22 protein-coding genes are annotated in these 21,967 nt (G+C 65.8%); 3 read left to right on the top strand and 19 right to left on the bottom strand.

All coding sequences use genetic code 11. The features are described 5' to 3' along the window. The 3 genes from P8X75_00375 to P8X75_00365 all read right to left on the bottom strand — a co-directional run bounded on the left by P8X75_00375 (position 1) and on the right by P8X75_00365 (position 3,739). On the bottom strand, positions 1-1,812 hold the full coding sequence (locus tag P8X75_00375; GenBank protein ID MEJ1993651.1) for an ABC transporter ATP-binding protein: 1,812 nt from the start codon (positions 1,810-1,812) through the stop codon (positions 1-3). A 68-nt stretch (positions 1,813-1,880) separates the two neighbouring features. After that, a complete protein-coding gene (locus P8X75_00370) occupies positions 1,881-2,885 on the bottom strand; it encodes a glycosyltransferase family 1 protein (protein MEJ1993650.1) in 1,005 nt (334 codons plus the stop codon). Beyond that, the gene (locus tag P8X75_00365) at positions 2,885-3,739 is read right to left on the bottom strand and encodes a UDP-2,3-diacylglucosamine diphosphatase (protein ID MEJ1993649.1); all 855 of its coding nucleotides are present in this window, start codon (positions 3,737-3,739) and stop codon (positions 2,885-2,887) included. Before P8X75_00365 ends, P8X75_00370 begins: the two co-directional genes overlap by 1 nt. Positions 3,740-3,943: 204 nt before the next feature. Here P8X75_00365 and P8X75_00360 point away from each other — a divergent pair, with 204 nt between their 5' ends. Further along, a complete protein-coding gene (locus tag P8X75_00360) occupies positions 3,944-4,855 on the top strand; it encodes a diacylglycerol kinase family lipid kinase (protein ID MEJ1993648.1) in 912 nt (303 codons plus the stop codon). Between the two features lie 7 nt (positions 4,856-4,862). On the opposite strand, the gene P8X75_00355 is transcribed toward P8X75_00360, so the two are convergent. From P8X75_00355 to P8X75_00340, 4 genes are all read right to left on the bottom strand, one after another. Continuing rightward, entirely contained in the window at positions 4,863-6,215 is a 1,353-nt protein-coding gene (locus P8X75_00355) for a TldD/PmbA family protein (protein MEJ1993647.1), read from the bottom strand. A gap of 79 nt (positions 6,216-6,294) precedes the next feature. Then, the gene (locus P8X75_00350; GenBank protein ID MEJ1993646.1) at positions 6,295-7,803 is read right to left on the bottom strand and encodes a UbiD family decarboxylase; all 1,509 of its coding nucleotides are present in this window, start codon (positions 7,801-7,803) and stop codon (positions 6,295-6,297) included. Positions 7,804-7,867: 64 nt separating this feature from the next. Next, the gene (locus tag P8X75_00345; GenBank protein ID MEJ1993645.1) at positions 7,868-8,311 is read right to left on the bottom strand and encodes an NfeD family protein; all 444 of its coding nucleotides are present in this window, start codon (positions 8,309-8,311) and stop codon (positions 7,868-7,870) included. 45 nt (positions 8,312-8,356) lie between these two features. Then, positions 8,357-9,316, bottom strand: a complete 960-nt coding sequence (locus P8X75_00340) for an SPFH/Band 7/PHB domain protein (protein MEJ1993644.1) — start codon at positions 9,314-9,316, stop codon at positions 8,357-8,359. A gap of 310 nt (positions 9,317-9,626) precedes the next feature. Between P8X75_00340 and P8X75_00335 the strand changes: the two genes are divergently transcribed. Both P8X75_00335 and P8X75_00330 read left to right on the top strand, forming a co-directional pair. Next, positions 9,627-9,839: a DUF4170 domain-containing protein gene (locus P8X75_00335; GenBank protein ID MEJ1993643.1), complete on the top strand. Its 213-nt coding sequence runs from the start codon at positions 9,627-9,629 to the stop codon at positions 9,837-9,839. Positions 9,840-9,952: 113 nt separating this feature from the next. Further along, positions 9,953-10,693, top strand: a complete 741-nt coding sequence (locus P8X75_00330) for a hypothetical protein (protein ID MEJ1993642.1) — start codon at positions 9,953-9,955, stop codon at positions 10,691-10,693. Between the two features lie 15 nt (positions 10,694-10,708). Here the strand turns inward: P8X75_00330 and P8X75_00325 are convergent, their stop codons facing one another. The 12 genes from P8X75_00325 to coxB all read right to left on the bottom strand — a co-directional run bounded on the left by P8X75_00325 (position 10,709) and on the right by coxB (position 21,884). Then, a complete protein-coding gene (locus tag P8X75_00325) occupies positions 10,709-11,305 on the bottom strand; it encodes a GNAT family protein (protein MEJ1993641.1) in 597 nt (198 codons plus the stop codon). Positions 11,306-11,336: 31 nt separating this feature from the next. Next, positions 11,337-12,602: a pitrilysin family protein gene (locus tag P8X75_00320; GenBank protein MEJ1993640.1), complete on the bottom strand. Its 1,266-nt coding sequence runs from the start codon at positions 12,600-12,602 to the stop codon at positions 11,337-11,339. After that, positions 12,603-14,012: a threonine synthase gene (gene thrC / locus P8X75_00315; protein ID MEJ1993639.1), complete on the bottom strand. Its 1,410-nt coding sequence runs from the start codon at positions 14,010-14,012 to the stop codon at positions 12,603-12,605. Positions 14,013-14,094: 82 nt separating this feature from the next. Beyond that, a complete protein-coding gene (locus P8X75_00310) occupies positions 14,095-15,600 on the bottom strand; it encodes a carboxypeptidase M32 (GenBank protein MEJ1993638.1) in 1,506 nt (501 codons plus the stop codon). 15 nt (positions 15,601-15,615) lie between these two features. Next, positions 15,616-16,353 carry an SURF1 family protein gene (locus P8X75_00305; GenBank protein ID MEJ1993637.1) on the bottom strand — a complete coding sequence of 246 codons (738 nt, stop codon included), beginning with the start codon at positions 16,351-16,353 and terminating at the stop codon, positions 15,616-15,618. Continuing rightward, entirely contained in the window at positions 16,346-16,729 is a 384-nt protein-coding gene (locus tag P8X75_00300; protein MEJ1993636.1) for a DUF983 domain-containing protein, read from the bottom strand. Before P8X75_00300 ends, P8X75_00305 begins: the two co-directional genes overlap by 8 nt. 37 nt (positions 16,730-16,766) lie before the next feature. Continuing rightward, positions 16,767-17,588: a cytochrome c oxidase subunit 3 gene (locus P8X75_00295; protein ID MEJ1993635.1), complete on the bottom strand. Its 822-nt coding sequence runs from the start codon at positions 17,586-17,588 to the stop codon at positions 16,767-16,769. A gap of 39 nt (positions 17,589-17,627) precedes the next feature. Further along, positions 17,628-18,272 (bottom strand): cytochrome c oxidase assembly protein, encoded by a 645-nt coding sequence (locus tag P8X75_00290; GenBank protein ID MEJ1993634.1) that lies wholly within the window; start codon positions 18,270-18,272, stop codon positions 17,628-17,630. Between the two features lie 7 nt (positions 18,273-18,279). After that, entirely contained in the window at positions 18,280-18,414 is a 135-nt protein-coding gene (locus P8X75_00285) for a hypothetical protein (protein ID MEJ1993633.1), read from the bottom strand. Between the two features lie 24 nt (positions 18,415-18,438). Next, the gene (cyoE, locus tag P8X75_00280) at positions 18,439-19,302 is read right to left on the bottom strand and encodes a heme o synthase (protein MEJ1993632.1); all 864 of its coding nucleotides are present in this window, start codon (positions 19,300-19,302) and stop codon (positions 18,439-18,441) included. A 104-nt stretch (positions 19,303-19,406) separates the two neighbouring features. Further along, positions 19,407-21,008: a cytochrome c oxidase subunit I gene (gene ctaD, locus P8X75_00275; GenBank protein ID MEJ1993631.1), complete on the bottom strand. Its 1,602-nt coding sequence runs from the start codon at positions 21,006-21,008 to the stop codon at positions 19,407-19,409. A gap of 21 nt (positions 21,009-21,029) precedes the next feature. Further along, positions 21,030-21,884 carry a cytochrome c oxidase subunit II gene (coxB, locus tag P8X75_00270; GenBank protein MEJ1993630.1) on the bottom strand — a complete coding sequence of 285 codons (855 nt, stop codon included), beginning with the start codon at positions 21,882-21,884 and terminating at the stop codon, positions 21,030-21,032. Positions 21,885-21,967: the final 83 nt, after the last annotated feature.

Raw genomic sequence — 21,967 nt, 5'->3', positions numbered from 1 at the left:
CTACTCCTGGGCCACGCGCTTCTGCGAGCCGCCGTCCGACTCGTCACTGTACTGAAGGCTGTGCAGCTTCGCGTAGTTTCCACCCTTGGCCAACAGTTCGGCATGGGTCCCGCTCTCCACGATCCGGCCATTGTCCAGGACATAAATGCGGTCGGCGTCCACGATGGTGGAGAGGCGGTGGGCGATCACGATGGAACTGCGTCCCACCATCAGTTCGTCGAGCGCCTTCTGGACATGGCGTTCGGACTCTGTGTCGAGCGCGGACGTGGCTTCGTCCAGCAGCAGGATGGGCGCGTTGCGGATCATCGCCCTTGCGATGGAGATGCGCTGACGCTGGCCGCCGGACAGCTTGGTGCCGCGCGGGCCGACCAGCGTGTCGTAGCCTTGCGGCAGTTGCTTGATGAAGTCGTGCGCGCCGGCGTTGCGGGCCGCGCTTTCGATCTCCTCGTCGCTCGCCTCGGGGTTTCCATAGGCGATGTTCGCCCGGATGGTCTCATCGAACAGCAGCGTCTCCTGGCTCACCAGGGCCATGCTGCGGCGCAGGGACTCCATGGTCACGTCGCGCACGTCCTGCCCGTCGATCAGGATCCGGCCTTCATCCACGTCATAGAAGCGCGGCACCAAGTTTAGGATGGTGGTCTTGCCCGAACCCGACGCGCCGACGAGGGCCACGCGTTTACCGGACTCCACCTCGATGGAGACCTTGTCCAGCGCCTTTCCCTCTCCGTCGTAGGAGAAGACCACGTCCTGCAGTTGGATGCGGCCTTCGCCGACCTTGAGTGGCTTTGCGTCCGGCTTGTCCTGGAGTTCCGGCGTCATGTCCAGCAGCTCGAAGATACGCGAGGCGGCCGCCAGGCCCTCCTGCAGCACCGTGTTCAAGCGGGCCAGACGCTTCACCGGTTCGTAGGCCAGCAGCAGGGCGAAGATGAAAGCAAAGAAGCTGCCCGGCGTCTTGGCTTCCGAGATCACCATCTGGCCACCATAGAGCACGATGGTAACGACCGCGATGCCGCCCAGGCCCTCCATGATCGGGTGCAGGGCGTTGCGCGTGCGCGCGCCCTTCAGGGCGATCTCCAGCAGCTTGTTGATGGTGCGGTCCGCGCGCTTGGCCTCGTGCTCCTCCATGGAGTAGGCCTTCACATAGCGGATGCCCTGGAAAGACTCGTCCAGCACCGTGGCCAGGGCGCCTGTCTGAACCTGCTGATTGCGCGAGACCTTGCGCATGCGCCGTCCGATCCTAACGATCGGGAAGACCGCGGCGGGGAAGATGAAGATCGCAAAGCAGGCCAGCAGCCAATCCTCGTAGAACATGACCGCGCCGAGCGCGGTCGCCGTCAGCGTGTCCTTGCCCAGGCTGGTGAGGGTATTGGCCACGGAGTTCCGGAGCATGAAGGCATCGCTGATGAAGCGGGACACCAGCGTGCCGGGGGAGGTCACGTTGAAGAAGGCCATGTCCTGCTTGATCAGCCGGTGATAGAGCTGGCTTTGCAGGCGCGAGACGATGGTCAGGCCGATGCGGCTCATCAGCACGCCCTCGCCATAACTGGCGATGCCGCGCGTCACGAAGATCAGCAGCGTGAACCCGGCGACCGGGATCAGCAGCTCGCCCTTCTGCATGACGAAGATGTCGTCGATGATCGGCTTCACCAACTGGGTGAAGCCCGCCGTGGTGACGGCCGCCAGGATCATGCAAAGCACGGCGAGCGCCAGACGGCGCATCTGGTCGCTCATGTAACCGCGGACCAGTCGCTTCATCAGGTAGAGCGTCTGCTCCCGGTTCGCCAACAGGGGGGCGGGCTTACTGGTCGACACGATTGAAGGTTACTCCGCGCGGCTTCTCAAAATTCCGGCGGACAATAGCACGAAGGCGCGTTGAAACCCTAGCCCAGCACCTCGGGTTCCAAGTTGTTCAGGAACTGTTGGGCGCAGGCGTGCCAGGAGAAGCGCTCGGCGTAAGGCCGGCAGCGGTCACGTGGTATCTCCAGCGCCGCCTTGCAAGCGCTTTCGAGGTCTTCGTCAAGCCGTCCCACGCCGCTGTTGCCGATCACGTCGAGCGGGCCCGGCACCGGATAAGCCGCGACCGGCAATCCACAGGCGAGCGCTTCCAGCAAAACGAGCCCGAAAGTGTCCGTGCGGCTCGGAAAGACGAAGACATCGCCGAGCGCGTAGTGGCGCACCAGTTCCTCGCCTTCCTTCGGGCCAAGAAAGTGAACCTCGGGGTAACGCTGCCTCAGCTCTTCAAGCTGCGGGCCGCCGCCGACGATCACCTTGCTGCCCGGCAGTTTCAGCGACAGGAAGGCCTCCAGATTCTTCTCCACGGCCACGCGGCCGACATTGATGAAGACCGGATGCTCCAGACCCAGGTCAGGCGGCGCCAAGGGCTTGAAGATCTTGGTGTCGACGCCGCGCGACCAGACCTTGATCTTCTGAAAGCCCCGCGCGGCCAGTTCGCGGCGCAGGGACTCCGTCGCCACCATCGTGCCCGCCCCGGAGTTGTGGAAGCGCCGCATGAAGGCATAGAGCCAGGAGAGCTTGAGCGGGAAGCGCGCGGCCACGTATTCGGGAAAGCGCGTGTGGTAGGAGGTCGTGAAGGGCAGGTTGCGCTTTAGGCAGTAGCCACGCGCCGAAAGACCCAGGGGGCCCTCGGTCGCGACGTGGATCGCCTCGGGCGCGAAATCCTCCAGCAGTCCGCGCAGGCGCGCGCCCGGCAGGATCGCCAGCCGGATCTCGGGGTAGGTGGGACAGGGCAGGGTTCTGAACAGGCCGGGATGGATGACCAGGATCTCGTGCCCTTCAGCCCCCAGTTCGTCGCAGACCCGCTTCAGGGTGCGCACCACGCCGTTGATCTGCGGAAACCAGGCGTCGCTCACGATGGCGATACGCATCAGGCGGCGTACTCCTTCTTTCGCGCCGGTTCCGGCTGTGCGTCGCTCTCGCTCCGGGGCAGGGCCAGCATGGAGAAGTTCCGCTCCTCGGCCCAATGGATGATCTCCAGCCGTCCGTCCTGATGCTCGACCAGGGCGGTGCAGCTCTCCACCCAGTCGCCGTCGTTGATGTAGAGAATGCCCTCGATCTCGCGCATCTCTGCCTTGTGGATATGCCCGCAGATCACGCCGTCGAGGTTGCGCCGCCGCGCCTCCTCGGCCACGGCGCGCTCGAAGTCGTCGACGAACTTCACCGCGTTCTTCACCTTGTTCTTCAGATAGGCCGAAAGCGACCAGTAACCGAAACCCAGCATGCGGCGCGTCACATTGTACCAGGTGTTCACCTGGAGCATCAGGTTGTAGGCGCCGTCGCCCAGCAGAGCCAGCCACTTGGCGTACTTGACCACGCCGTCGAAGGCGTCGCCGTGCAGCACCAGAAGACGCCTGCCGTCCGCCGTTTCGTGAACCGTGTCGCTGGCCACCACGACGCCGCCGAAGTGCACGCCGGTGTAGTTGCGCAGGGCCTCGTCGTGGTTGCCCGGGACATAGATGATCTCCGTGCCCTTGCGCGCCTTGCGCAGCAGCTTCTGGACCACATCGTTGTGGGCCTGGGGCCAGTACCAGCTCTTCTTCAGCCGCCAGCCATCCACGATATCGCCGACCAGGTAGATCTTGTCCGCCTCGTTGTAGCGCAGGAAGTCGAGCAGGAACTCGGCCTTGCAGCCGCGGGTCCCGAGGTGGATGTCGGAGAGAAAGACCGCCCGGTAGCGGCGGGTTTCCGGTTCCGGCTTCCGTTGCCGTTCAGCGCCTGCCATGAGCCTTACCTCTTCTTGTCCTGACGAACGACTCGTCCCCCGGGCCGCTCCTGACCTTCTGTTATCCAGGTCTTGTGTCAGTTCAATGGAATTGCATCAAAATGCGCCAAACTTCACGTAAACGACGCGAAGTGGTAACAGGACCGAAACAGTGTTTTTATTAAGCCTTCACGCGGCTGTTTTCTTCGCTCAGGGGATGTTTTCTTGCCGGATAGCCTGACTTCTCGGGTCCGCTCGCTGACCGTGATCTACAATCCGGCGGCGGGACAGCGGCGCGGCGCTTTTTTCACGCGCGTTCTGGCGGCCCTGGAGGAAAAGGGCTGGCGCGCGGAGCTGCGGACGACGGCCGGGCCCGGCGACGCCACCGCCATGGCCGCCGCTGCGGCGCGCGAAGGCCGTCAGCGCATCGCCGTCGCCGGGGGCGACGGGACGATCCACGAGGCCGTCAACGGCCTGGCTTCCGTCCCGAGGCATGGGGAGCAGACGGGACCGCTGCTGGGCATCATTCCGCTGGGCACCGCCAACGTGCTGGCGCAGGAGATCGGCTTGCCGCTGCGCCCGCGCGCCGTGGCCGACTGCCTGACCGGGCGCAGCCAGCTCGATGTCCGGCTCGGACGCCTTGGGGAGCGCTATTTCCTGCTGATGGCCGGGGCGGGCTTCGACGCCGAGGTGGTGGCCGCCGTCTCCCCCTCGCTGAAGCGCCGTTTCGGCAAGGGCGCCTATGTCTGGGAGAGTCTGCGTCAGGGCTTTTGCTACGGCTTTCCAGAGCTGGAGCTGGAGCTGGACGGGGAGCCCGCGACGGCACGCTCGCTGATCGTGGCCCGCGCACGGCACTACGGCGGCGGCTTCGTCCTGAGCCGCTCGGCGGGGCTGGAGACCGATGGTCTTCAGGCTTTCCTGTTCGGGGAGGCGGGGCCGCTCTCCGTGCTGCGCTACAGCCTCGCGCTGATGCTGGGCCGTCTGGAGCGGGCGCGCGGCGTGCGCTGCCTGCCGGTCACGTCCTTGCGCATCCTAGGTCCCGCGGGCCTGCCGCTTCAGGCCGACGGGGATTCCGTCGGGGTCACGCCGGTCGAGATCGGCCTCAGCGACCGGCGGCTTCGTCTGCTGGTGCCTTGAAGGCGCCTCAGTCCTTGCCGCCGGCCACGGTCATGCCCTCGACCAGCAGGGTCGGGGCGTTGACGCCGTAGCGGAAGACCAGGTCGTCGGCGGCCGTCATCTGCGCGAACATCTCCTTCAGGTTTCCGGCCACGGTCACCTCGTTGACCGGATAGGCGATCTCGCCCTTCTCGATCCAGTAGCCGGACGCGCCGCGCGAGTAGTCGCCGGTCACCATGTTGGTGCCCATGCCCATCATCTCGGTGACCAGGAAGCCCTGGTCGATGCCGCCGATCAGCTCGTCCCGGCTCTGTTTTCCCGGAGCCAGATAGAGGTTGGTGGTGGAGGGGCTTGGCGGGCCGCCCGAACCGCGTGCGGCATGCCCTGTCGATTCGAGCCCGAGTTGGCGGGCCGTCGCCAGATCCAGGACCCAGGTGGTCAAGCGTCCCTTCTCGATCAGCGCGCGCTTCTCGTTGGCGAGACCTTCGGCGTCGAAGGGCTTGGAGGAGAGGCCGCGCGGGCGGTGCGGATCGTCTATGATGTCGATGTCCGGCGCGAAGACCAGCTCGCCCAGCTTGTCCTTCAGGAAGGAGGTGCCGCGGGCGATGGCCGCGCCGTTGATCGCGCCCGCCAGCGTGCGCACCAGGGAGTTGGAGATGCGCGGGTCGAACAGGACGGGATAACGCCCCGTCTTGGGCCGCCGCGCGCCCAGGCGCCGCACGGCCTTCTCCCCCGCGTTGCGCCCGACCTCCACGGGGTCGCGCAGGTCGCTGCCGTAGACCGCCTGGCTGAAGTCGTAGTCGCGCTCCATGCCCAGACCCTCGCCGGACAGCACGGACACGCCGAAGGAGTGGGAGGAACGCTCGTAGGAGCCCCTGAAACCGTTGCTGGCGGCGAGCGCGACGCGCCCGAAGGCCCAGCCGGCTTCCGCCCCTTCGGAGTTGGTGACGCCGGGGACGGCGCGCGCGGCCTCCTCGCAGACCTTGGCGATCTCCATCAGGCGTTCGGCCGAAGGCTCCTCCGGGTCGACCGAATCGATATCCGGGTAGTCGCGGACCAGCTGCTCCGCCTCCGCGAGGCCGCAATAGGGGTCTTCCGGTACGGCCTTGGCCATGGCGACCGCGCGGGCCACGGTCTCCTCGATGGCGTCCGCCTTGAAGTCGCTGGAGGAGACGCAGGCCTGGCGTTTTCCCACGATCACGCGCAGGCCCAGGTCCTGCTCTTCCGAGCGCTCCAGCGTCTCCACCGCGCCCAGGCGCTGGGCGTGGGAGATGGAGATGGAATGGGCGATGAGCGCGTCGGCCTGATCGGCTCCGGCTTGCTTGGCTTTTTCGATGACGCTGTCGAGCAGGCTCAGCGCGTCTTCCTGGGAGATGGCCATGAAGGCTCCTTATTCGGGGTCGCGGTCTTAGCTGTCCGGGACTGTTGATATAGAGGCGGGAGGCGGGCGGTGAAAGCCCCTAGCGCCAGATCGGCTTGCCGCTGCCGGGCAGGCCCAGTTCGTCCCAGATGTCCGTCACCCGCTCCACCACCTCCTGATCCATGCGCAGGACCTTGCCCCATTCCCGCTTGGTCTCAGGTTCGATCTTGTCGGTCGCGTCCAGGCCGATCTTGGAGCCGAGGCCGCTGTCCGGCGAGGCGAAATCCAGGTAGTCGATGGGCGTGTTCTCCAAAAGCGTGATGTCGCGCGCCGGGTCCATTTTTGTGGAGACCGCCCACCAGACCTCCTTCCAGTCGCGCGCGTCCACGTCATCGTCCACCACGATCACCCACTTGGTGTACATGAACTGGCGCAGATAGGACCAGGCGCCCAGCATCACGCGCTTGGCGTGGCCCGGATAGGCCTTCTTCATGGAGATGACGGCGATCCGGTAGGAGCAGCCTTCCGGCGGCAGCCAGAAATCGGTGATCTCCGGGAACTGCTGCTGAAGCAGGGGGATGAAGACCTCGTTCAGCGCCTCGCCCAGGACCGAGGGTTCGTCGGGCGGGCGGCCGGTGAAGGTCGAGAGGTAGATGGGCTTCTTGCGCCGCGTGATCGCGGTGATCTGGAAGACCGGGAAGCGCTCGACCGAGTTGTAGTAGCCCGTATGGTCGCCGTAGGGTCCCTCGTCCCCGTAGTCCTCGAGGCTGACGTAGCCCTCCAGCACGATCTCCGCCTCTGCCGGGACCTTGAGCGGCACGGTCTTGCAGTCCACCAGCTCCACCTTCTTGCCGCGCAGCAGCCCGGCGAACTGGTACTCGGAGAGGGTGTCGGGCACCGGCGTCACCGCCGCCAGGATGGTGCCCGGGTCCGCGCCCAGAACGGCGGCGGCGGGCAGGGGCTCGGTCTTGCCGGAGGACTTCCAGCGCTGATGATGCTGCGCCCCGCCGCGATGCTTCAGCCAGCGCATCAGGGTCTTGTCGCGGCCCAGAACCTGCATGCGGTAGATGCCGAGGTTGAAGTTGTCCTCACGCCCCTTGCCCGGGCCCTTGGTGACGATCAGCGGCCAGGTGATGAGCGGCGCGGGCTCGCCCGGCCAGCAGGTCTGGACGGGGATCTCGGAAAGGTCGATCTCCTCGCCCTTCAGCACCACTTCCTGGACCGGCGCACGGCTGACGGTCTTGGGCTTCATCGACATGACGGTCTTGGCCAGGGGCAGCATGTCGAGCGCCTCGCGGAAGCCGCCCGGCGGCTCCGGCTGGCGCAGGAAGGCCAGGGTCTCGCCCACCTCGCGCAGCTCATGGGGCTCGCGGTCCATGCCCCAGGCGACCCGCTCGACCGTGCCGAAGAGGTTCACCAGCATGGGCATGCCGTAGGACTTGCCGTCCTCCACCACGTTCTCGAACAAGACGGCGGGGCCGCCCTCGGCCAGCAGGCGCGTCTGTATCTCGGTCATCTCCAGCTTCGGCGACACGGGATGCGAAACGCGCACCAGACGGCCCGAGGCTTCGAGCTTTTCGATGAAATCACGCAGCGACTGGTAGGGCATGAAAGGGGTTTGTTCCTCCGGGTTTCGTCTCAGGCCCTTAGAGGTACCTGGACTCCGCGGAAGGTCAAGCTTCCTCGACCTGCAGGACCGCGCCGTCGGCGCCGGTTATCTTGACCTTCGTGCCCTGCGGCAGGTCGGGGCCGGTGACTTTCCAGCGGCTGTCGTCCAGGCGCACGTAGCCGGTTCCGTTCTCGATCGCCTGATCCAGCGTGGTCAGGCGGCCCTCGTACTGAGCGGCGCGGCGGTTCAGCTTCCCGCTGGAACCCGCGACCTGCGCCGGGCGCACGAAGCGCAGCCAGAGCAGGACCGAGACCACGGCGAAGACGCCGAAGAACAGCAGCTGCATCTCCCAGGCCATGTCCGGGAAGAGCAGCACGACGAGACCGACGGCGGCCGCCGCGAAGCCCAGCCAGAGGAAGAAGAAGGAAGGCGCGAAAATTTCGATCGCGCCCAAAACCAGCGCGAAGACCCACCAGTACCAGAACTCGATCCCGTTGAACTCGATCATGGTCCGCCCCTTCCTACTGTTCGTGCTAGCTACCGGCCGCCCTTGCTACCGGCCGCCCTTGCCCCAGGGACCGCCCGGATCCTCGCCCCGGCCCTCGGCCATGGCGTCCTTGGCGATCTCGGCGATGCCGCCCAGCGCGCCCAGCACGTTGGTCGCCTCGACCGGCAGCATGAAGACCTTCTGGTTGGGCGAATCGGCGAACTTGCCCAGCGCTTCCAGATAGCGCTGCCCCAGAAAGTAGTTGATCGCCTGGGCGTTGCCGGCGGCGATGGCGTTCGACACGCTCTGGGTCGCCTTGGCTTCGGCCTCCGCCTCGCGCTCGCGGGCCTCGGCGTCGCGGAAGGCGGCCTCCTTGCGGCCCTCGGCCTCCAGCACGGCGGCCTGCTTCTCGCCCTCGGCGCGCAGGATCGCGGACTGCTTGGCGCCTTCGGCCTCCAGGATTTCCGCGCGCTTGTCGCGCTCGGCTTTCATCTGCCGGGCCATGGCAGCCACCAGGTCGTCGGGCGGGGAGATGTCCTTGATCTCGATGCGGGTGACCTTGACGCCCCAGGGCGCGGTCGCCTCGTCGACGATGGTCAGCAGGCGCGCGTTGATCTGATCGCGTTCGCTCAACAGCTCGTCCAGGTCCATGGAGCCCATCACGGTGCGCAGGTTGGTGGTCGAAAGGTTCAGGATCGCGCGCTCCAGATCGTTGACCTCATATGCGGCCTTGGGCGCGTCGATCACCTGATAGAAGACCACGCCGTCCACGCTGACCACCGCGTTGTCGCGGGAAATCACGTCCTGGGAGGGAACGTCGAGCACGGTCTCGCGCATGTTCAGTCTGGCGCCGATCCTGTCGACGAAGGGCACGATCACTGAAAGGCCGGGGGAAAGCGTACGCGTGTAGCGCCCGAAGCGCTCCACCGTGTACTCCATGCCCTGAGGGATCGACTTGACCCCCATGAAGACGATGATGATGGCCAGCAGGACGAAGGCCAGGACGAAGATGGCAAAGCCTTCCATGGCTTCTTGCTCCTCTCAAGAAGGACCTCTTCCGGGTCCGAATATCAGCTCTGCGTCAGGCGGGTGGCCCGCGTCATTTGGCTGCTTGCGTCACCTCTGAACTTGTAATAGTTCCCGAGCATGACGAATTTGCAATGTAAAAGCGGTTTACGGCTGACCGACTCCGGCCCTGAGCGGTTACCTTGATACTTTGAGGGTTAAGAACCGGTTGCTTCGCTAAGTTGTTGTGTTGCGCCGATTCGACGGATTGGTTACGCTTTCATTGCAAGCCGGAACTCGAGAGCTTAGAGCCACTAAAGGCAAGAGGCAGATGCAAAAGTACTGGGTTGTTGGTGGTGAGTACCAGGACACCAAATTCGAGGCGATTATCGGCGGCCAGGAAGATTGGGTCGGACCCTTCGAAACCTACAGTGAGGCAGAGAAGGAATGGGCCAAGCTGGCGTGGATGACGGTGGACGATTGCCATCGCCGCTATCGCATCGAACAGGCGGACCCGGACCAGCCGCCGGCCTGCACCGACTGACCGGCCTATAGCCGGCCCCAGCCGGGGCGGATGAGACCGAGACCGAGGGGACGGCCGGGGACAGCTGGTTGCCGGAAGTGGCTCTCTCTGTACGCCTCATCCCTGGAAAGAAAATGGTCTGGAAACTCCCTGAAGACGATGCCGGACTCCTGGCCCTCGCCAAGGGCTATCCCTATGAATCGCCAGAGGAATCCTATCTCTACCGCGACGGCGGCCTGTTGGACATCTCGGCGGCTGACTTCGCCGGCCGTACGCCCGTCATAGGCCATGGGTCGAACCGGGCGCCCTCCCAGATCCATCGCAAGTACGGCCATTTGAGCGGCCGGGACTCGGAAATCCCGGTGACCCTCGCCTGGCTCACGGACTACGACATCGTCTATTCCGCCCACGTGACCCGCTATGGGGCGATCGCCTCCACCCTGCAGCACGCGCCGGGATGCCGGGTGCGGGTCGCGGTCACCTGGCTGGACCCCGCCCAGCTCGCCTACATGCACAAGACCGAGGGCTTCTACAGCTACGGCAGTTTGACCGGCGCGGAGCTCTTGGTGGAGGACGGGCCCTCCGGGCCGGTCGAGGCCTTCGTCTACCGGGGCGACCACGGCTGCCTGCCCGTGGCGGGCGCGCCGGTGGGGCTGGCTGCGGTCACCGGCGAAGGGCGGCCCCACGCCCTGCTGTCGCAGGAGGAGGTGCTGGCCGAGGTGCACAGGCGTTTCGGCGACGGCTCTCCGCTGGAGCAGAGCATCCTTTCCACCGTGCGCGACCGGGAGGCGCGCAAGCGCGTGCTGGAGGCCATGGGCCGCGAATCGCTCCATGCCGACTGGCCGCACTTCCGGCCGCACTTGGAAGGGCTCTGAAGGGAGCCCGAACGGCTACTGGCCCTCGCCCCGCGGGTCTTCCCGCAGGAGGGCGTAGAGCAGGTGGTCGCGCCACTCGCCATCGATGCGCAGGTATTCGCGGGCATAGCCCTCGTACTGGAAGCCGACCTTCTCCAGCAGCTTGCGGCTGGCCTCGTTCTGCGGCAGGCAGGCTGCCTCCAGACGGCGCAGCCCGATGCGTCCGAAGGAGAAGTCGGCGAGCGCCAGCAGGGCTTCGGTCATGTAGCCCTTGCGGGCATGGCTTTCGCCCACCCAATAGCCGACGGCGGCGGTCTGGGCGACGCTGCGGCGCAGGTTGGAGAGGGTAATGCCGCCGACCAGCCGGTCGTCCTCTTGAGTGAACACGAAAAAGGCGTAGCCGTTGTCCTGCCGCCATTCCTGAACGTAGTGGCGCAGGCGCCGGCGGTAGGCGCTGCGGCTCAGCGCGTCATGCGCCCAGGTTGGCTCCCAGGGAATCAGGAAGGACCGGCTTTCCTCGCGCACCGCGGCCCAGGCGCGGTAGTCCCGCCCGAGGGGCGGGCGGAGGTAGATGCGCCCGCGCAGCTGCCGGAAGGACTGGGCTTCGCGGCGGGTGAAGAAAGGCAGCAGCATGGTCATGGGACGCAGCCTGCCTCGACCGCGCTCACGCCACCAGACGGGCGCGCAGGCTGTCGAAGGACTCCAGATTGGCGAGCGGGCCGATGCCCGCCAGGGTGGGTTCCGCGCTCGCGAGGCGCAGGGCCAGTCCGCGCACATCTTCCAGGGTCACGGCTTCGAGCTTGCCGAGCATCTCCTCGGGCGTGACGGGCCGCCCGCGCGTCAGCAGTTGCCGGGCCAGGGACTCGCACCGCTGGCTGGAGCTCTCCAGCCCCATCAGCAGGGAGGAACGCAGCTGCGCGCGGGCCCGCTCCAGCTCCTCCTGATCGGCGGTGCGGGCGACCTCGGCCAACTGATCGCAGATCACCGGCATCAGCTCCCCGGTCTCCGCCTCGCCGGTTCCCGCGTAGATGCCGAAGAGCCCGCTGTCCTCGTAGGCGGAGTGGAAGGCGTAGATGGAATAGACCAGGCCGCGCTTTTCGCGCACCTCCTGGAACAGCCGGGAGGACATGCCGCCGCCGAGCAGCGTCGCCAGCAGGTTAATGCCATAGACCTCGTCGTCGAGCTGCGCCACGCCGGGCAGCCCCAGCAGCAGGTGCGCCTGCTCCAGGGTCTTGTCCTCGCGGTATTCGCCGCCGGTGTAGCGCGCGCCTTCGGGCGGAAGACCGCCTTCTCTCGGGGCCAGCCCCTCGAAAGCGCGCGAGACCAGTTCGACCAGCCGCTCGTGGTCGACCCGGCCCGCCGCGCTCACCACCATGCGCTCGGGGCGGTAATGCTCGGCCATGTAGCCTTGAAGCTGGTCACGGCTGATGTTCCGGATGATCTCCGCCTCGCCCAGGATGGGCCGGCCCAGCGACTGCGCGGGAAAGGCCGTGGCCTGGAAATGGTCGAAGATGATGTCGTCCGGCGTGTCCTGGGCCTGCCCCAGTTCCTGGAGAATGACGCTGCGCTCCCGCTCCAGCTCCTGCGGATCGAAGGTGGAGCGCTGCATGATGTCGGCCAGCAGATCGACGCCCAGCGGAAGGTCGTCGGCCAGAAGGCGCAGGTAATAGGCGGTCATCTCGCGGCTGGTGAAGGCGTTGATGTAGCCGCCGACATCCTCGATCTCGCGCGCGATGTCATAGGCGCTGCGGTTCTCGGTGCCCTTGAAGGCCATGTGCTCCAGCATGTGGGCGATGCCGTTCATCTCCGCCGGCTCATGGCGCGTGCCGACAGCCACGAAAACCCCGAGCGCGAGGCTCGCGACATCCGGGCGGCTGTCGCTGGCGACCCTCAGGCCGCTTTCCAGGCGGGTGACCTTCACGTTTTGCATCTAGCCCTTCTGCAAGGTAAGCGATTGAGAATCGTCGATGAGCCGTTCGATGTGGTCAAGCCCGGCTTCGACGTCAACTGCGTACTCAGGCCTTTCATAAAGGTCGGCGAGACGCTCGGGCAAGGTCGGGCGGATGCCCGTGGCCTTCTCCACCGCGTCCGGGAACTTCGCCGGGTGGGCCGTCGCCAGCGCCACCACGGGGCTTTCCAAGCGGGGCAGGGTCACGCGCGCGGCGGAGACGCCGATCGCGGTATGGGGATCGAGCAGTTCGCCGTTCGCCTCCCGCTCCGCGCCGATCACGGCCAGCGTCCCCTCGTCGTCCAGGCGGTAGCCCGAGAAGGTGCCCTGCAGCTTGGAGAGCGCGGCGTCGGAGACGGAAAAGCGCCCCTCCTTGCGGAAGCGCTGCATGATCTCCGACACCTCCGCGCCCTGACGTCCGGTCAGGTCGAACAGCAGCCGCTCGAAGTTGGAGGAAACCTGGATGTCCATGGAAGGCGAATAGCTGGGCTCGACCCCCTCGATCACCATGTTCCCGTCGGCCAGGAAGCGGGTCAGGATATCGTTCTTGTTGGAGGCGACGACGAGCCGCTCGATGGGCAGGCCCATGGCCTTGGCCGCGTAGCCCGCATAGACGTTGCCGAAGTTGCCGGTGGGCACGGAAAAGCTGATCGGCCGTCCCGGCGCGCCGAGGCTGAGCGCTGCGGAAAAGTAATAGACGATCTGGGCCATGATCCGCGCCCAGTTGATCGAGTTGACGGCGGAGAGCCGGTGCCGGTCGCGGAAGGCATGGTCGTTGAACATGGCCTTCACGAGGTCCTGGCAGTCGTCGAAGCTGCCCGCGACCGCCAGGTTGTGCACATTGTCGTCGTCGATGGTGGTCATCTGGCGGCGCTGCACCTCGCTGACCCGGCCCTTGGGATGCAGCATGAAGATGCTGGCGCGCTCCTTGCCGCGCACGGCCTCGATCGCCGCCGAGCCGGTATCGCCGGAGGTCGCGCCGACGATGGTCACACGGGCGTCGTGGGCTTCCAGCACCACCTCGAAGAGCTGTCCCAGCAGTTGCAGCGCCACGTCCTTGAAGGCCAGCGTCGGCCCGTGGAACAGCTCCATCAGCCAGAGATTGCTGTCCAGTTGCTTCAAGGGCGCCACCGCCCGGTGGGCGAAGGAGGCATAGGCCCTGTTGACCAGCTCCGGCAGCCTTTCCTCGGCGGCGCTGCCCGCCATGAAGGGGCGCATCACGGCGACAGCCAAATCGGGATAGGAAAGCCGCGCCATGTGGCGGAGGTCGGCCTGGGAGAACTGCGGCCAGCTTTCGGGCACGTAAAGGCCGCCGTCGCGGGCGAGCCCGGTCAGCAGCACCTCGTCGAAGCTGAGCGCAGGGGCTTCGCCCCGTGTCGATAGGTAGCGCATGGCTTGCGGTCTTCTCTTGGTTCCAATCCTGGCGGCGCGCCACCTTACTGAGGCCGCGCCCGGCAAACAAGCAGCGGAGCGCTCAGGCGCACTCCAGATACCGCCGCTTCAGGTGCCCCTTGAAGGTATCGGCATCGAGCGGACGGCCGGTGGCCTCCTCCAGGAGTTCGTCGCCGCTCAAGAGAGAGCCGCGGCCATGCACCTTGTCGCGCAGCCAGGCCATGAGCGGCGCGAAGTCGCCTTTGGAGAGCGCTGCAGGTATCTCCGGCTTGTCCGCCACCGCCTGGGCGAAGAGTTGGGCGGCCGTCATGGCGCCCAGGGTGTAGGTCGGGAAGTAGCCGAACGCGCCGTCGTACCAATGGATGTCCTGCAGGACTCCGAGGCGGTCTTCGGGCGGACGGATGCCCAGGAGTTCCTCCAGCCCATCGTTCCAGGCCGCGGGCAGGTCATCGAGCGGCAGGTCGCCGGCGATGAGCGCGCGCTCCAACCGGTAGCGCAGGATCACGTGCGCCGGATAGGTCACCTCGTCGGCGTCCACCCGGATGAAGCCCCGCTCCACCCGGCGATAGTGGGACAAGAGGTTCTCCGGCTCCCAGGCCGGGCCTTCGCCGCCCATGATCTCCTTGGCCAGCGGGGCCATGAAGGTCATGAACTCGCGGCCCCGGCAGGCCTGCATCTCGATCAGCAGCGACTGGCTTTCGTGCAGGGTCATGCCCCGCGCCTCGCCGACCGGCTGGCGGCGCCAGTCCTTGGGCAGGCCGCGCTCGTACTGGGCGTGGCCGCTTTCGTGCAGCACGCCCATCATGGCCGAGAGGAAGTTTTCCTCGTCGTAGCGCGTGGTGATGCGGCTGTCCTCCGGCGTGCCGCCGCTGAAGGGGTGCAGGGAGACATCCAGCCGCCCGCTGCGGAAATCGAAGCCGACGGCCTCGATCAGCTTGCGGGCCAGCGCCTCCTGACGGGCCTGCGGGAAGGGGCCGGCAAGGGGCAGCGGGTTCGGATTGGCGGCCTGGCGTTCCAGCACCTGCTCAAGGAACCCGGGCAGGAAAGCGGCCAGATCCTCGAACACGGGGTCGATGCGCTCTGCCCGATTGCCCGGATCGAACTGGTCGAGCAGGGCGTCATAGGGCGAGAGGCCGAGGGCCTCGCCCTTGACCCTGGCGACCTCGCGCTGAATGGCGAGAAGCTCGGCCAGATAGGGCTTTACCGCCGCGAAGTCGGATGCCGGGCGGGCCCGGCGCCAGGCCATCTCACTGCGCCGTGTGGCCCGACTCTCGGCTTCCACCAGATCGGCGGGCACGGCGTTGGCATGCAGCCAGCGGCGCTTCATCTCCCGCAGGTTGGCCTGCTGCCAGGCGTCCAGTCCCTTGCCGTTCTCCTCTGCCTCGGCGAGCCAGTCCGAGAGGCGCGGGTCGGTGATCATCTCGTGGCTCGTGAGGCTTAGCGCGGCCAGCTGCTCGCCACGGGATTCGGCTGAGTCCTCCGGCATGATGGTCGCCAGGTCCCAATGGAGAAAGCCGGCCGCCTCATCGAGGGCGGCGATCCGCCTAAAGCGGGTCTCCAGATTTTGATAGGCCGAAGGAGCGTTCATGGATGGGTCTGTTCCCTATTGTCTTTCGCGTGTCTCACGGCCCCGCGCGAAGCCGAACAGCAGATAGATGCCGATCAGGCCGCCCGAAAGCGCGAACCAGGTGAGGGCGTATTCCAAGTGGTTGTTGGCCAGCGTGATGGCCGGGGGCAGAGGCAGCGGCAGGCTTTCGTCTCCCGGTTGCCTCTTCAAGGACACGTAAAGCTCCGTCTCCGGGTCTTCAAGGCCCGCCGCCGCGGTCATGGCGTCCAAATCATAGTAGAGCCAGCGGTTCTTTTCCGGATCGTTGACCGGGCGGAAGCTTTCCATGCCGCTCCAGCCGCCGGGGCGCAGGATGCCCTCGATGGTGATCGGTCCCTCCGCCGCCTCGCCGGTCCGGGTCGCGGGGTCCAGGCGCTGCGGCGGCAGCCAGCCGCGGCTGACGATCACGCCGCGCCCCTCCTTGGTCACGAAGGGCGCGGCCAGCTCCTCCCCGGTCATGCCCTGATAACTGCGGCCCGGAAACAGGAACTCGCGCCCCTCCAGAAACTGCCCGGTCAGACGGACGCTGCGGTAGGAGAGGTTGGCGAGATCGTGGGGCGGACGGGGCAGTTCGGTGAGCGGCGGCGCCTCGGAACGGGCGCGGAGATCGTCGATCAGGCCCTGCTTCCATTCCAGCCGATGAAGCTGCCAGACACCCAGGGTCACCAGGACGCAAAAGACGATGAGACAGGAAAGACTGGCCCAGAACCCGGGCCGGAAACGCCGGTCAGTCATACTTCGTGGTGCCGCTGTCGCTGGCCCTGTGGCGGTATTGCAGCGCGATCATGAGGCCCTTGAGCGGGCGCAGGAGGAGGAGGGCGCCGCCCAGGACCAGCACGATCCCCAAGAGGGGCGTGACCCAGACCGGCGGTTCATAGATGAACTCCACGAACACGATGAGAGGCACGACCGTGAACCCCAGGATGAAGATCATGAAAACAGCCGGTCCATCGCCGCTATCCGCCTTGGAGAAGTCCAGGCCGCAGGCTTCACAGGCCTTGCGAAGCGTCAGGAACCCCTGGAACAGGCGGCCCTTCCCGCAACGCGGGCAGCGGCATTTCAGGCCGACGGCGTAGGGGGAAACTACCGGGCGGTACCCGCTGCCGCTCATGAACTCCCAGGCTTTCTCCGGAACGCGGGGAACCTTGTTACGGGCCCGCCCACCAGTAGACGAAGGTGAAGAGGAAGAGCCACACCACGTCCACGAAGTGCCAGTACCAGGCCGCCGCCTCGAAGCCGAAGTGATGGTCCGGCGTGAAGTGGCCGGCGAGGCCCCGGAAGAAGCAGACCAGCAGGAAGATCGTGCCGATCAGCACGTGCGCGCCGTGGAAGCCGGTGGCCATGTAGAAGGTCGAGGCGTAGATGCCGTCGGTGAAGCCGAAGGCGGCGTGGCCGTACTCGTAGGCCTGCAGCGCGGAGAAGGCCGCGCCCAGCAGGACGGTCAGGCCGAGACCCTGCAGGAATTGCTGGCGGTTGCCTTCACGCAGGGCGTGGTGGGCCCAGGTGACGGTGCAGCCGGAGAGCAGCAGGACCAGGGTGTTGAGGAAGGGGATGTCGAAGGGATCGAAAGCCTCGATGCCCTCCGGCGGCCAAACACCGCCGGTGGCTGCGACGCGGCCCACCTGCTTCGCCTCGTCGAAGAACAGACTGGCGTCGAAGAAGGCCCAGAAAAAGGCCGCGAAGAACATCACCTCGGACGCGATGAACAGCAGCATGCCGTAGCGCAGGCCGATCTGGACCACCGGGGTGTGATGTCCCTGATACTCGCCCTCGCGCACCACGTCGCGCCACCATCCGAACATCGTGCCGGCGACCATCAGCAGGCCGACCGGCAGCAGCCAGGCCGTCACGTCGTGCATGAAAAGCACCATGCCGACTGCGGTGACGCCGCCGGCGAACGCGCCGACCAGCGGCCAGGGGCTGGGGTCCACCAAGTGGTACGGATGGTTCTGATGACTGCCTTCGCTCATTCTTTCATTCCCCTCCAACGTCGCGGCAGAGCCGCTCGGTCAGTTGATGGTCCGGGCTTCGGCTTTTCCGCCGCTGCCGTCGTTGATCTGGCTCACCTGCTCCTTGGCCGACTCGCCGCGCGCCTTGTCCTCGGGCGTGCGGAAGAAGGTATAGGACAGCGTGATTGTCTTCACGTCGTCAAGGTTGGGGTCTTCGTCGATTGCCGGGTCGACGAAGAAGTTCACCCCCATGTCCACCTGCTCTCCTGGCTCCAGCGTCTGCTCGTCGAAGCAGAAGCAGTGGATCTTGTTGAAGTACTGGCCCGCCTTCAGCGGCGTCACGTTGAAGGTGGCGTGCCCCGTGGTCGGAACCTCGGCCTTGCTGGCCGCCTTGTAGAAGGTCAGGCCCTGTTCGCCGACCTTCAGCGAAATCTCGCGCTCGCCGGGCTGGAAGCTCCAGGGCAAGTCGCTGTCGATGTCGGCGTTGAAGCGGACCTTGATGACGCGCTCCAGGGCTTTCTCGGGCAGGGTCTCAGCCACCTGCGTGGTGCCGCCCAGGCCCGTCACCTGACAGAAGATCTGATAGAGGGGCACCGCCGCGAAGGAAAGCCCGACCATGCCGCAGACCAGGCCGCTCAGCAGCAGCGCCGTGGCGGCGTTGCTGCGCTTTGCCTTGCGTGCGGTTTGGGTCGTCTCTTCGCGCATGGCCTTCTCAGCTCATCCTCAGGATCGCGACGATGTAGAACAGCACCACCAGGGTCACGAGCCCGGCGAGCATGGCGAGGTTCTTGCCCCGCTGACGGCGGTGCACCTCGCTGTTCGAATTGCTGCGCTTTGAATCGCTCATGTCCTTTGCGCCGTTCCCTCGCCGTTACCAGTTCAACCAGTTGCTCGCCGCGCTATCCACCATCAGAAGGGCGAAGAGCACGAAGAGGTAGAGGATCGAATAACCGAATGTCTGCTTGGCCGCCGCCGTGCCCTCCTCGCGGAGAATGCGAACGGCCAGACCGATGAAGCCCAGCGACATGATCCCGGCGACCGCGCCGTAGGCCCAGCCAGCCGTGCCCAGGAGGCTCGGCAGCAGAGACACCGGCAGCAGCGCGATGCAGTAGTAGAGGATCTGACGCTTGGTGGTCTTGACGCCGGAGACGACCGGCAGCATGGGAACCCCGGCCTTGGCGTAGTCGCTCTTGGCGAAGAGCGCCAGCGCCCAGAAGTGCGGCGGGGTCCAGAGGAAGATCAAGAGGAAGAGCGCAATGGACTCCAGGCTGACCGAGCCGGTGACGGCGGCCCAGCCGATCATCGGCGGAAAGGCGCCCGCCGCGCCGCCGATCACGATGTTCTGCGGCGTGCGGCGCTTCAGCCAGATGGTGTAGACGAAGACGTAGAAGAGGTTGGCGAGCGCCAACAGAGCGGCCGCCGCCCAGTTGACGGCCAGACCCATCATCATGGTCGAGAGGATCGAAAGCGCGACCCCGAAGGCCAGGGCCTCGGCCGGCGCCACCTTGCCCTGGGGCAGGGGACGCTGGGCCGTGCGGGACATCACCGCGTCGATATCGCGCTCGTACCACATGTTGATGGCGCCCGCGGCCCCGGCGGAAACCGCGATGCAGAGGATGGCCACGGCGGCCAGGACGGGATGGAGCGAACCTGGCGCCGCCAGCAGGCCGGCAAAGGCCGTGAAGACCACCAGAGACATCACGCGCGGCTTTAGCAGCGCGATGTAATCGCGCAGTTCGCCCGGCGCGGGAAGCGCCGGGGACTGGCCGTCGAGATGGAGACTGGTGTCGCTCACGCTTGCTCTTTCAGTCAGAGGTGCCTAGCGGCTCTGACCGCGCATCACTTGATGCGCGGCAGATCCTCGAAGGTGTGGAACGGCGGCGGAGAGGAAACGCTCCACTCCAGCGTCGTCGCGCCTTCGCCCCAGTAGTTCTCTCCCACCTTGCGTCCGCTGGTCAGGGTCTTCAGCGCCACGAAGACGAAGAAGACGGTGGCCGCGAGCGAGATGTAGGTGCCGAAGGACGAGACCATGTGCCAGCCGGCAAAGGCGTCCGGATAGTCCGGATAGCGGCGCGGCATGCCCTGAAGCCCCAGGAAGTGCTGCGGGAAGAAGGCGAGGTTGACGCCCACGAAGGTCATCCAGAAGTGCAGCTTGCCGGCCCACTCGGGGTACTGGTGTCCGCTCATCTTGCCGATCCAGTAGTAGAAGCCCGCGAAGATCGCGAAGACCGCGCCCAGGCTCAGCACGTAGTGGAAGTGCGCGACCACGTAGTAGGTGTCGTGCAGCGCCGTGTCGATGCCCGCGTTGGCCAGGACCACGCCGGTCACGCCGCCCACGGTGAAGAGGAAGATGAAGCCGACCGCCCAGAGCATGGGCACGTCGAACTTCATGGAGCCGCCCCACATGGTGGCGATCCAGGAGAAGATCTTAACGCCCGTGGGCACCGCGATGATCATGGTGGCCAGCGTGAAATAGGCCTTGGTGTCCACGTCCAGACCCACGGTGAACATGTGGTGCGCCCAGACGATGAAGCCGACCACGCCGATCGACACCATGGCGTAGGCCATGCCCAAATAACCGAAGACCGGCTTCTTGGAGAAGGTCGAGACGATGTGGCTGATGATGCCGAAGGCCGGCAGGATCATGATGTAGACCTCGGGGTGGCCGAAGAACCAGAAGAGGTGCTGGAACAGGATCGGGTCACCGCCGCCGGCGGGATCGAAGAAGGCCGTGCCGAAGTTGCGGTCGGTCAGCAGCATGGTGATCGCGCCGCCCAGAACCGGCACCGCCAGAAGCAGCAGGAAGGCCGTGATCAGCATGGACCAGACGAACAGCGGCATCTTGTGCAGCGTCATGCCGGGCGCGCGCATGTTGAAGATGGTCGTGATGAAGTTGATCGCGCCCAGGATCGAGCTGGCGCCCGCCAGGTGCAGCGCGAAGATCGCCATGTCGACGCTCATGCCCGGATGGCCGAGCGAAGAGGAGAGCGGCGGATAGACGGTCCAGCCGGTGCCGGCGCCCTGGTCGACGAAGGCCGAGCCCAGCAGCAGCAGGAAGGCCGGGGCGAGCAACCAGAAGGAGATGTTGTTCATGCGCGGGAAGGCCATGTCGGGCGCGCCGATCATCAGCGGCACGAACCAGTTGCCAAAACCGCCAATCAGCGCGGGCATCACCACGAAGAACACCATGATCAGCCCGTGGGCCGTGATGATTACGTTCCAGAATTGACCCGGGTCGTTGGACATGTACTGCAGCACCTGGATGCCAGGCTCCTGCAATTCCATGCGCATGATGCCGGAGAAGGCGCCGCCGATCAGGCCCGCGATGACCGCGAAGATCAGATAGAGCGTGCCGATGTCCTTGTGGTTCGTGGAAAAGAGCCAACGCGCCACGAAACCGGGCTTGTGGTCGTGATGATCGTGAGCCGCAGCTTCAGCCATGATCTCTTCCTCCTGACAAAATTATTGTTCGGCGCTGTCGGCCAGCTGCACGGCGGGTGCCGGCGCAGGCTCGACGCGCGCGAAGGTGTTCTTGGCCTCTTCGACCCAGGCGGTGAATTCCTCCTTGGTGACGGCCTTGATGGCGATCGGCATGTAGGCGTGGCCCGTGCCGCAGATCTCCGAGCACTGGCCGTAGAAGGTCGTGCCCGCGTACTTGGGATCGATCTTCACCCAGGTCTCGTTCAGTCGGCCGGGTACCGCATCCTTCTTCACGCCGAAGGCGGGCATGGCGAAGGAGTGCAGAACGTCGCCGGCGGTGACGATCACGCGCACCGTGGTGTCGACCGGCAGGACCACGTAGTTGTCGGTGTCCAGCAAGCGCTTCTGACCCGGCTGCAAATCCTCCTCGGCGACCATGTAGGCGTCGAAGGCAAAGTTCCCGTGGTCCGGATACTCGTAGTTCCAGTACCACTGATGGCCGGTCGCCTTGATGGTCATCTCGGCGTCCTCGACCACGTCGGTGTAATAGAGAAGCCGCATGGAGGGGACGACGATCACCAGCAGGATCAAGACCGGAACGACGGTCCAGACCACCTCGATCAGCGTGTGGTGGGTCGTCTTGGAGGGGGTCGGGTTCCGCTTCTCCGAATAGCGCCACATCACGTAGATCAGAAGTCCCAGGACGAAGACCGAGATCGCGGTGATGATCACCAGCAAGAGGTCATGGAAGCCCTCGATGCGCTCCATCACCGGCGTGGCCGCCTCTTGGAAGTTCATGTACCAGGCCTGCGGTTCGGCGGCGAGGGCCGGAAGGGCCAAGCCAAGTCCGACCGTCAGGAGACCGAAGAAAACGCCAAGTCGCGTCCCTTTTGCCATGCTTTCAGCCTTTCCCACTTCGTGTCCTTAAGTTCGGTGCGTTCCCAAAGGGCGGCGCAGTCTCTCAGGAGCTGCGAATGATC

It is taken from the genome of Limibacillus sp., assembly GCA_037379885.1.
GTDB lineage: Bacteria > Pseudomonadota > Alphaproteobacteria > Kiloniellales > CECT-8803 > JARRJC01.
The sequence above is the reverse complement of the archived record's forward strand: the minus strand, read 5'-3'. Positions and strand labels throughout refer to the sequence as shown.

Coding starts and splice junctions, on each gene's coding strand:
- P8X75_00300 (MEJ1993636.1), bottom strand. CDS start 16,729: ATGAGCGGCAGCGGGTACCGCCCGGTAGTTTCCCCCTACGCCGTCGGC.
- P8X75_00285 (MEJ1993633.1), bottom strand. CDS start 18,414: ATGAGCGATTCAAAGCGCAGCAATTCGAACAGCGAGGTGCACCGCCGT.
- P8X75_00370 (MEJ1993650.1), bottom strand. CDS start 2,885: ATGCGTATCGCCATCGTGAGCGACGCCTGGTTTCCGCAGATCAACGGC.
- P8X75_00305 (MEJ1993637.1), bottom strand. CDS start 16,353: ATGACTGACCGGCGTTTCCGGCCCGGGTTCTGGGCCAGTCTTTCCTGT.
- P8X75_00295 (MEJ1993635.1), bottom strand. CDS start 17,588: ATGAGCGAAGGCAGTCATCAGAACCATCCGTACCACTTGGTGGACCCC.
- thrC (MEJ1993639.1), bottom strand. CDS start 14,012: ATGCGCTACCTATCGACACGGGGCGAAGCCCCTGCGCTCAGCTTCGAC.
- ctaD (MEJ1993631.1), bottom strand. CDS start 21,008: ATGGCTGAAGCTGCGGCTCACGATCATCACGACCACAAGCCCGGTTTC.
- P8X75_00345 (MEJ1993645.1), bottom strand. CDS start 8,311: ATGATCGAGTTCAACGGGATCGAGTTCTGGTACTGGTGGGTCTTCGCG.
- P8X75_00330 (MEJ1993642.1), top strand. CDS start 9,953: ATGGTCTGGAAACTCCCTGAAGACGATGCCGGACTCCTGGCCCTCGCC.
- P8X75_00340 (MEJ1993644.1), bottom strand. CDS start 9,316: ATGGAAGGCTTTGCCATCTTCGTCCTGGCCTTCGTCCTGCTGGCCATC.
- P8X75_00310 (MEJ1993638.1), bottom strand. CDS start 15,600: ATGAACGCTCCTTCGGCCTATCAAAATCTGGAGACCCGCTTTAGGCGG.
- P8X75_00365 (MEJ1993649.1), bottom strand. CDS start 3,739: ATGGCAGGCGCTGAACGGCAACGGAAGCCGGAACCGGAAACCCGCCGC.
- coxB (MEJ1993630.1), bottom strand. CDS start 21,884: ATGGCAAAAGGGACGCGACTTGGCGTTTTCTTCGGTCTCCTGACGGTC.
- P8X75_00320 (MEJ1993640.1), bottom strand. CDS start 12,602: ATGCAAAACGTGAAGGTCACCCGCCTGGAAAGCGGCCTGAGGGTCGCC.
- P8X75_00350 (MEJ1993646.1), bottom strand. CDS start 7,803: ATGCCCTACCAGTCGCTGCGTGATTTCATCGAAAAGCTCGAAGCCTCG.
- P8X75_00335 (MEJ1993643.1), top strand. CDS start 9,627: ATGCAAAAGTACTGGGTTGTTGGTGGTGAGTACCAGGACACCAAATTC.
- P8X75_00325 (MEJ1993641.1), bottom strand. CDS start 11,305: ATGCTGCTGCCTTTCTTCACCCGCCGCGAAGCCCAGTCCTTCCGGCAG.
- P8X75_00290 (MEJ1993634.1), bottom strand. CDS start 18,272: ATGCGCGAAGAGACGACCCAAACCGCACGCAAGGCAAAGCGCAGCAAC.
- P8X75_00355 (MEJ1993647.1), bottom strand. CDS start 6,215: ATGGCCATCTCCCAGGAAGACGCGCTGAGCCTGCTCGACAGCGTCATC.